General features: G+C 61.8%; 8 protein-coding genes. 5 read left to right on the top strand and 3 right to left on the bottom strand.

What is annotated here, in order from left to right:
• The first annotated feature begins 181 nt into the window (after nt 1–181).
• The 4 genes from CCS01_RS30700 to CCS01_RS30715 all read left to right on the top strand — a co-directional run bounded on the left by CCS01_RS30700 (nt 182) and on the right by CCS01_RS30715 (nt 5,302).
• Nucleotides 182–979 (top strand): C40 family peptidase, encoded by a 798-nt coding sequence (locus tag CCS01_RS30700; RefSeq protein WP_104522798.1) that lies wholly within the window; start codon nt 182–184, stop codon nt 977–979.
• A complete protein-coding gene (locus CCS01_RS30705; protein ID WP_239992463.1) occupies nt 976–3,693 on the top strand; it encodes an MGH1-like glycoside hydrolase domain-containing protein in 2,718 nt (905 codons plus the stop codon). Before CCS01_RS30700 ends, CCS01_RS30705 begins: the two co-directional genes overlap by 4 nt.
• A 491-nt stretch (nt 3,694–4,184) precedes the next feature.
• Nucleotides 4,185–4,727: a helix-turn-helix domain-containing protein gene (locus CCS01_RS30710; RefSeq protein WP_204848478.1), complete on the top strand. Its 543-nt coding sequence runs from the start codon at nt 4,185–4,187 to the stop codon at nt 4,725–4,727.
• Nucleotides 4,728–4,756: 29 nt separating this feature from the next.
• A complete protein-coding gene (locus CCS01_RS30715) occupies nt 4,757–5,302 on the top strand; it encodes a transposase (protein WP_146102048.1) in 546 nt (181 codons plus the stop codon).
• On the opposite strand, the gene CCS01_RS30720 is transcribed toward CCS01_RS30715, so the two are convergent.
• Nucleotides 5,295–7,007, bottom strand: a complete 1,713-nt coding sequence (locus CCS01_RS30720; RefSeq protein ID WP_104522804.1) for a DUF7380 domain-containing protein — start codon at nt 7,005–7,007, stop codon at nt 5,295–5,297. The two genes, CCS01_RS30715 and CCS01_RS30720, sit on opposite strands and share 8 nt — an antisense overlap.
• A 367-nt stretch (nt 7,008–7,374) precedes the next feature.
• Here CCS01_RS30720 and CCS01_RS33340 point away from each other — a divergent pair, with 367 nt between their 5' ends.
• Nucleotides 7,375–8,079, top strand: a complete 705-nt coding sequence (locus CCS01_RS33340) for a hypothetical protein (RefSeq protein ID WP_146102049.1) — start codon at nt 7,375–7,377, stop codon at nt 8,077–8,079.
• Nucleotides 8,080–8,107: 28 nt separating this feature from the next.
• Here CCS01_RS33340 and CCS01_RS33345 read toward each other — a convergent pair whose 3' ends face one another.
• Together CCS01_RS33345 and CCS01_RS33350 are read right to left on the bottom strand one after the other, a co-directional pair.
• Nucleotides 8,108–8,440, bottom strand: a complete 333-nt coding sequence (locus tag CCS01_RS33345; protein ID WP_146102050.1) for a hypothetical protein — start codon at nt 8,438–8,440, stop codon at nt 8,108–8,110.
• A gap of 366 nt (nt 8,441–8,806) precedes the next feature.
• On the bottom strand, nt 8,807–9,268 hold the full coding sequence (locus tag CCS01_RS33350) for a hypothetical protein (RefSeq protein WP_146102051.1): 462 nt from the start codon (nt 9,266–9,268) through the stop codon (nt 8,807–8,809).
• Nucleotides 9,269–9,431: the final 163 nt, after the last annotated feature.

The following is a 9,431-nucleotide window of genomic DNA, read 5'->3' on the forward strand; positions in this document are numbered from 1 at the left end:
ACGAATCTAAATAATAATACTACATTTTACAGGAGGTTAGCAACCTGGACTCCGGCCAAAAGTCGATTGATTTTCAGGCTCTGAGGCCATAACGCGTTCCTGGAAGCCTCCGGACCATCGGGCGAATCGTCGCCTTGGGCCTGGCCGTTCTGCGATCGCGACTCTGATGGGGGGAATTCGCATGTCGTCCGCTCTTGCGTCCAAGGCCGGTGGGGCGCTGGCGCGTTGGCTCACGCGCTCGCGGCCACTCCACAGTCCGAGCCCGCCGACAGCGGCGCCGGCGCTGCTCGCCGCGTTGCGCCCGGCCGACGTGCTGTTGGTCGAAGGCAACTCCCGTATCAGCGTCGCGATCAGATACCTGACCCAGTCGACGTGGTCGCACGCCGCGCTGTTCGTCGGCTTCGAGGCCGGGCTTGCGAACCCGGATCATTGCTTCGTCGAGGCTGATCTGGTTGAGGGCGTGCGCAGCGTCGGGCTCGATGAATTCGCGGGCCTGCACACCCGCATCTGCCGGCCGCTGGGGCTCAGCGACGACGATGCGCGAGCCGTGATCCATCATGTCGTCGCCCGGCTCGGCCATCGCTACGATCTCAAGAACATCGTCGATCTCGTGCGGTATCTTCTGCCGACACCGCCGGTTCCGACAAGCTGGCGGCGGCGGATGATCGGGCTGGGCAGCGGCGACCCGACCCGCGCGATCTGCTCGACGCTCATCGCCGGGGCGTTCCAGTCGATTCGCTATCCGATTCTGCCGGAAATCGAGGCGACGGTTGCCGACTCGCCCGCATGCCGCGATTGCGTGGCCGAGCTGTGGCGCATCCGGCACCAGTCCCTGTTCACGCCGCGCGACTTCGACGCGTCGCCGTATTTCCAGATCGTCAAGCCTGGGCTCGCGGGCGGTTTCGACTTTCATCGCTTCAAATGGGCGGATGGCGGGGTCCCGGGCCTCGGGCAGAGACAGGAAAGGCAGGCGACTTGAACACCCCTGCGACCGACCGCATGAACGACGCGACGGCATCGACGGGCGATGCGCATGCCAACTCGCCGGAGCACGCCCGGCTGGCCGAGGATGCCGGCAAGGAGCGCGGCTGGCGGCGCTGGGGCCCTTATGTCAGCGAGCGGCAGTGGGGAACGGTGCGCGAAGACTACAGCGCCGACGGCGACGCCTGGGCCCACCTGACCCACGACATGGCGCGCAGCCGGGCCTACCGCTGGGGCGAGGACGGCATCGGCGGCGTCTGCGACCGCGACCAGCGCCTCTGCCTTGCGCTCGCCCTGTGGAATGGCCGCGATCCGTTCCTGAAGGAACGTCTGTTCGGCCTCGCCAACGCCGAGGGCAACCACGGCGAGGATGTCAAGGAACTCTACTGGTATCTCGACTCGACACCGACCCATTCCTATCTGCGGATGCTCTACAAATATCCGCAGGCGGCCTTCCCCTACGCGCAGCTCGTCGAGGAGAACCGGCGGCGCGGACTGGCCGAGCCGGAGTTCGAAATCGTCGATACGGGCGTCTTCGACGACGGGCGCTATTTCGACGTGGTCATCGAATACGCCAAGGCCGGCAAGGCCGATCTGCTGATGCGGGTCACCGCGTACAATCGGGGACCGGAGGCCGCCGATCTTCATCTCCTGCCGCAGCTCTGGTTCCGCAACGTCTGGTCGTGGAATCCGCAGACCGAGCGTCCCGGCCTGTGCATCGCCGATGACGGCGCGATTGCAGTCCGGCATGCGAAGCTGCCGCCGCACCGGCTCTATTGCGACGGTTCGCCTCGGCTCCTGTTCTGCGACAACGACACGAACGCCGCCCGCCTCTACGGAGCGCCGGCACAGGGCTATCCCAAGGACGCGTTCCACGACCACGTGGCCGGCGGGCGGGACGATGCGGTCAATCCGGCGCAAACCGGCACGAAAGCCGCCGCCCATTATTGCGCGCGCGTTCCCCCGGGCGGCGCTCTGTGCCTGCGACTGCGGCTTGCTCCCGACGCGCATCCTGCGCCGTTCGACGATTTCGAAGCGGTTTTTGCCACCAGGCGCGATGAGGCGGACCGGTTCTACGCCGTCGTGCAGGCGGGTGTCGCCGACGCGGACGCCCGTCTGGTGCAGCGGCAGGCCTATGCCGGCCTGTTGTGGAGCAAGCAATTCTATTACTTCGACGTCGGTGAATGGCTGGACGGCGATCCGGGCCAGCCGCCGCCGCCGCGCGAGCGTCGTCGCGGACGCAACCATGAATGGCGTCATCTCAACAATGCCGACATCATTTCCATGCCGGACAAGTGGGAATACCCGTGGTACGCCGCCTGGGATCTCGGCTTCCATTGCGTGGCGCTGGCGCATGTCGATCCCGACTTCGCCAAACGCCAACTGCTGCTGCTCGGACGGGTCTGGTACCTGCATCCAAACGGCCAGCTTCCCGCTTACGAGTGGAACTTCAGCGACGTCAACCCGCCGATCCACGCCTGGGCGACGTGGCGCGTGTACGAGATTGACCGGCAGGCCAACGGCGGGCGCGGCGATCTCGGGTTTCTTGAGCGCGTCTGCCACAAGCTGATGTTGAACTTCACCTGGTGGGTCAACCGCAAGGACGCTGACGGGCGCAATATCTTCCAGGGCGGATTCCTCGGGCTCGACAATATCGGCGTGTTTGATCGTTCCAGGCCCGTTCCTGGCGGCGGTTCTGTGGGCCAGTCGGATGCGACTGCCTGGATGGCGATGTACAGTCTCAATCTCATGCGCATCGCCCTGGAGCTTTCGCTGTACAATCCCGCCTATCAGGACATCGCCACGAAGTTCTTCGAACATTTCCTGCATATCGCCGAAGCGATGACCAACATGGGCGAGTCGGGGGCGGGGCTTTGGGATGCGGAAGACCAGTTCTTCTACGACATGCTGAGCCCCTGCAACGGTCCGCCGACGCCGCTGAAGATCCGCTCGATGGTCGGCCTCATCCCGCTGTTCGCCGTCGAGATCCTGGAGCCGGACCTGCTTGAGAAGCTTCCCGACTTCGCCCTGCGCCTTGGCTGGCTGTCGAAATACGTCCCCCGGTTGGCAGCCCTGGTATCGCACGGCGACACGCCTGGCGTGGGCCGGCGGCGCCTGCTCGCCCTGCTGCGGCCGGAGCCGCTGAAAGCGGTGCTGCGGCGCATGCTGGATGAATCGGAATTTTTGTCCGACCATGGCGTGCGGGCGCTTTCGCGCGTCCACTTCGCCCAGCCCTATACGTTCCGTCAGGACGGTCAGGACCTCACCGTGCGCTATGTGCCGGCGGAGTCCGACAGCCGTATGTTCGGCGGCAATTCCAACTGGCGCGGCCCGGTCTGGATGCCTGTCAACTTCCTTATCATCGAATCGTTGAGGCGGTTCCACGATTATTACGGTGACAGCGAGATGGTGGAATGTCCGACCGGATCGGGGCGCTTCCTGACCCTCGACCGCGTCGCCGAGGAACTCGCGCTTCGGCTTGCGCGTATCTTCCGGCGCGGGCTGGACGGGCGCCGCCCTCTGTTCGGCGACGCCGGCGGCTTGCTGGGCGATCCGTATTTCGCTGACGACCCGCTGTTCTTCGAATATTTCGACGGTGACACAGGCCGAGGCGTCGGCGCTTCCCACCAGACGGGCTGGACCGGCCTGATCGCGGTTCTGCTGTCGTCTGTTTCCGCTTCATCGAACCCACATGAAACGGAATCGCAGTAAGCCGATTCGCAAGCGCAGTCCAGCCTGCAAGTCGAGCGATGCGGCGTCAGCGATGGCGCCATAGGCGTCCTGTTGCATCGGGCGAGGCTCGCGGTGCGCGGCGCCGTGCTCGGCGGCGTCTATGGGGCGTTCGCCAACCGGGGAGGCTTGTCAGCCGCGCACGCCTGAGGCAGCCGCAATACGAGGTCGCCGCCAGCCGTGCGGCGACCTCGCACTGCCGCCGCTTCGTTCGCCGACAAGCCTTCGGTCACAGTGGAAATGCGCGCGAACGGCGTCCATTCCAGACTTGCCGACGACATCACCAATGAAAAGGATGCGCATATCTCAAACCCCCTATTCATATGCCGGTCGTTTGTTGGCGTTACGGTCTAAGTAGGTAGCCAAAAGTTTTGCGACATATATACACCTGAGATGCACGAAAAAAGCCTTGGAAATAGGGCATTATCTGCAATCGCGGGGCTCGGAGTTTTGTCGCAGGAGGCTTGCGACAGATGCCGTGCTGGGTCGACGGTATCTGGATGGACACACCCAGATCGACCTATCCGGCATTCAGTCGGGCTGATCGCAGGCGTCTGTCGCAGGCGCTTGCTCAGGCGCGGGACGCAAGACTTTATCGACGCCTTCAGGCTGTTGCCGAGATTGCCGCAGGCGAGCCTGTGGACGAGGTTGCCAAACGCGCGCGTGTTGGACGCAGCACCGTCTATCGCTGGATCGAGCGCTATCTGGCTGAACAAGCGCCGTCAGCGCTTGCTGATGAAAGACGATCTGGTCGTCCGCGCGCGGCGCCGGTCCTGACAGACAAGAAGCTCCGCCAACTCCTCACGAGCGACCCATGCCGGTTTGGCTATGACGCCAACACCTGGACCGTGCCACTACTGGCCACACATCTGCGCACACAGGGCGTCGTGATCAGTGCCCGCACACTGCGGCGGCGGATCCGTGCGGCCCGGTTTCGCTGGAAGCGTCCGCGCTACGTCTACAGTGAGCGCGCGGCGCATGTCGGCGCCAAAAAGGGGGCATTATCCGACGGCTGAAACGCAGGTTCCAGGCGGGGGATGTGCTGTTGTTCACCGACTGGACGCTGCTGCGCCTGTTTCCACCGCTGCGGGCGATGTGGGCGGCGATCGGCACGCAGGCCAAGGTGGCGATCACCGGCCAGAACGCCAAGCGCGTCCTGTTTGGCACGATCAATGTGCGAACCGCGCGGCGGACGGTTCACGTCAGCCGCAACGCAGGTGCCCATGAAGTGCGGGCGTTTCTGCTGGCACTGCGCAAAGCCTACCGACGGGCAGGCACGATCTGGCTCCTGGCCGACCGAGCCAGCGGACATACCGCGGCAGCGACGCTCGCGTTGGCCGAGGCACTTCGCATCGAGTTTGTCTGGCTGCCGAGGCAGTGGCCGGAGCTGAATGCGATGGATCAGCTATGGAAAGAGCTGAAACGTGATGTCGCTGCAAACCGTCAGGCTGCTTCCATCGACGACCTGGCCGATCGCGCAAGCCAATGGGTGCTCAACCTGACACCAGCACAAGCGCGCCGGAAGTCTGGCATGGCGTCCAGCAGATTCTGGCTCCGATCTTTGTCCCAAGACTTTTGGCTACCTACTTAGCCAGCGCTTGGCCGACAAGCGCTCCCAGACACTCAACCTCTGCGTGCGGGCCACCCATCCGAAATAGCGAGGAGCCCAACAATGGACCGAGCGCCAAATCTTCTTCGGTGCCGTCGTCACGTCGCTTGGACGGATCATGGCCGTTGATCTTCAGGACGTGCCGCAGGCACGGTTCGAGTTGCGGAATGACAAGATGGGTCGCCGACATCATGTCACCCTGGAACAGTCGGGTGAATCCCAGTGCGACGATCGGCTTCTGGCTTTCCGGTATGAGGGAGGACATGCCAACGATCGCGTTAAAGTGGCGCTCCGAGATTCCGAACTTTGTCTGGATCGCCAATCGGGCCGGATTGACAAACCCCCGGACTAGTCGAGCCCGCCGCGGGCTCTCGACCTGGTCGTAGATTCGCCGGAACCAAGTCTCTTCTGGCTCGCCGGACATGGACGCGCCGGCGCTTTTTGATTCGGTCCTACCCTCTCCATCCAAATGCCCGACCGAGATCATCGACATGAACGGCGCTTCGGTGCGCGTCTTCAGTGCCTCCTCGCGCAGTTTTTTCGGGTCAGGTGAACGACCCAAGATCGCAAACTGCTTGAGCGCTTCCGAAAGTTCCAGTGCCGAAAACTGCTCGGCGATTTGCTCGGGCACACCATCCAGGTGGAGATTGATTTGGAAGGTGCCCATCTGTTTCAGCTGCGCCTTCTGCAACCGGCGCAATTCGATCTCGAGGTCGTATTCCAGCTTTTCCTCGCCTTCGACGTGGCGAATCTGCTGCAGGGCATCCATGACCCAGCCTGCTTCGGCACCGGCTGAGCCGTTAACCTCGTCCCGCATGGCAAGCGTCTGATGGACAGCAGCATTCAGGCACCGTTGCCGACCATCCTTGTCGTTCAGATTGTGATACAGGCGTGCCGCCAGGTCCCAAGCCCGCTTCACCGCTATCGGATAGGTTCTATGCGGGATCGTACCAGCCAACGCCTCAAGCTCCCGTGCGGCAATGGCTGGCTGCCGCAGGCCGTAGTCCAAGCCCAGATCGATGATGCTGACGAACGTCCAGATGTCCTTGGCGGCGAGCGTCGCCGCATGCATCGCCTCGAATGTCTGAGCCACCTTTGGTGGCCGCTTGTTGCGTGCGGTGCTGTCTTTGGCGAGCTGCATGGCGCGATGAAGGAAAGTGAGCGCCTCTTGGACCTCTGCGCGTCCGTGAGACGTGCTGAGGCTGCCATCGAGCAAGCCGGTCACGGTGCCGCAATAGGCGCTGACAGCAATGGCGGCAGATCGACCGTCCTTCCGGTCGTTGGACCATGCGATATCGGCCAACCGCGCACGCAGTCCCGGGCTCTCCACCTTACCGACGATCGCCGAAATGGTAGCCGTCTGTTCGCCTCGAAAATCCTCGGGGATCGCGGTCCGGCCCGTCTCGAACGTCATCATCGGACCCCAGGGACTGCCCCGGTCTGACGGCTGAAGCGCTATGCCACAGAGTGCCGCCAGTAGGCGATATACAACTTGAGCGGATTCGGCCTTGGCTTCCAGCGCCGCGGTAAACGCCCGCTGATAGGGCGTGAACATCTCATGCGGATCGGCAAGCCGCAGTTCCCGGATCGGCGCCTCGATGTCGACAACATTGAAGTCGGCCTCGGTTGCCAGTGAGCGCAACTCGGGGGAGGGGGATTCTGTTTCTTCCGGCGCCTCCGCTGTCATTGGCTACCTCGACGTCTCTGCCCGGGGACCAGTCAAATTGAGGCGGGGCTTGTGGTCGTAACTACACGATTCGTCAAGCCGTCGCGATATACCACGGGATAAGGCTGGCCGGTTCTTCGCCCGCGGTGGTGAGACTTTCAATCGTCCACGTTGCCACTATTGGGACGTGGGACAGCACGGCAGAGAAAATGCCAACAGACATGCCATTCTGACGTGGCCGGCGCAGCAGGATACGGCTCCCCGGTTCCAAAAATGCTGTCCTGCGATAGTCAGCCTTGAGATAGCGGCTCAGCTCCGCGTTGCCACTAGCAGGCAGGTTCTCGCAGAAGGTTGGGACTATGCTTCAACGCCATTGGTGGAGGATGGCATGCTCGATTATGCAAAAATTCTGACGCAGGGAGTGGGTGGCTGGCTGCAGTTCGAACGAGCCTGCGGACGTGTGGAACTGTTCAGTGAAAAATACCTAGCTCAGCCGATCGGACAGATTCTGAGCGGGCAGAGCAACAATCGGGCTCGCGCGGAATACCGACATCCCATCCTCGGACCACTGGCGACTGGTCCCGGACGCCGGCCAGAGGTTGATTTTGTCGTGTGCGATCCTTACCCGAAGATATCGATCGCGGTCGAGTCGAAATGGATCGGAAAGACAAAGCCGAGTGTGCAAAGCATCATCTGGGACTTGATAAGATTGGAGTTGCTGGCCTACCACGAGTATGCCCGCTGTTTCTTTTTGTTGGGTGGCAAGAAAGCTGACTTGGAGAAGTTCTTCGCTCAGCCGACGTTTTCAGATGCCAAGAGCACGCCTGCGCGACCGGTCCTGCGGCACGACAACAATGTTCGCAGTCGGACCAACCTTGTGCCCATCGACAAGGTCAGAATTCCGCTTTTGAAGGCGTTGTTCGAGGACTACCAGGACCAGGAGTTTCCGCACAGGATCATCTCCCGGCGGGCGGCTCCTTTTCCGGACGGGCCGACGCGTGACAGTTTCCAGATATATACCTGGGAGATCTCCTCAGCGGGAAGGCGGGACGCTTTCCGTCCACGCAATTCCAAGCATTATGTGATGTCCTAGGTAACGGGGCAGTTGCCTAAGCAAATCTTCAATCGAGATGCAGGTAGGGACCGTCTTCAAGGCTGTGGCCATCCGGAATGACAAGCCGAAATTCTATTCCGTGAGCGGCGAGCTGCGCTTTCGCTGATTGAAGGTCATTCGTCGGTCCTGCTCCGACTTCCATGATCCCAAGCAGCGCAACGTCGGGCCGAAGGCGAATGGCCAGGGCCACAAGTTCCGAGATATGCGACGATCGTAGACTGCGCCATGAAGACTTCACCTCGCATAACACCGCCTTGCCATCGACCACCGCCAACAAATCGGCTTCAGCCTCGGGATCATCCTCCCGTGTAAATCCGAACCATGTCGGACCCACGAACATGAATGACCTTCGTGCTTCCCAGCACAACTTCGTCAGTAGCCAGATAAGCGAGAGTACGCTGTGGTCCCGGAGGCTTTCGATCAAGAACTCATTAGGGCGAAAGAGCCACCGAACGTCGACTGGCGCGGGTTCGGAACGGGCGCAGACTTCGCAGGACATCTCTGATGACAGCGCCGAGAGATCAACCCAGTTTCTATGGTGGCACGCATGACATGTCCATTGATGTCCCTGGAAGACGATCTTCCGTCGCCGCATCTCGATAAAGCAGGAGTCGAGTGACCGTTCCTCGTATGCGTCCCAATCCACGCTCGAATCCGGCTGATTCGGCTGCGGGTTGGCATCCCAATACGCCTTGCGGTGAGCCTTTCATCCGGCTTTCAGATCATCATAGGTGATATAATCCATCGGGTTCTTCAACGTTTGCGAAGCCTTGACGATCAGGAGTCCCAGTGCCTCTCTGTCGCGCTCGCTACGCAAATCGAATGTGGCTTCACGCGGCGCGCGCTTCTGTAGCCTCGAAACAGTTGGCGCTATCTTATCCGACGGCAGGTTTGGTGTTCCACCAAACCTTGCAAATGTCTTCTGCAAGAACGGGTGCAACAGGAGATTGCTGGCACGCCGCAGGCTGCCCGCCATACCGAAGACACCGGTCAAATACCGTGCTTCGTTCGACGGATGCGTCCACCGTGCCTTGCTTGGAGCTTGGATCCGGCCATGTTCGGCGTTCGGATCCTGCCATGCGCCATCGGCAACAAGTGCTTGCCGTATAGCTTCGGCGTCGGTCGGCACCTGGATGCTCTCAATCGGGTGATCCGCGCTGAGGAACACGGCCAGCCCGCCCCCGCGGCTCCGTCGTGGCGACGGCAAGGTCATTCGATTCTGATTACTTCAGGTTCCGCCATATGCCAGGACACGGTTGAGGTTCATGGCGTTGCGCCAAAGGGCGTCGGCGACGTTGTTGACCTTGTTGAACCGCAGGATGTTGAGGGCG

The organism is Rhodopila globiformis (genome assembly GCF_002937115.1).
GTDB lineage: Bacteria > Pseudomonadota > Alphaproteobacteria > Acetobacterales > Acetobacteraceae > Rhodopila > Rhodopila globiformis.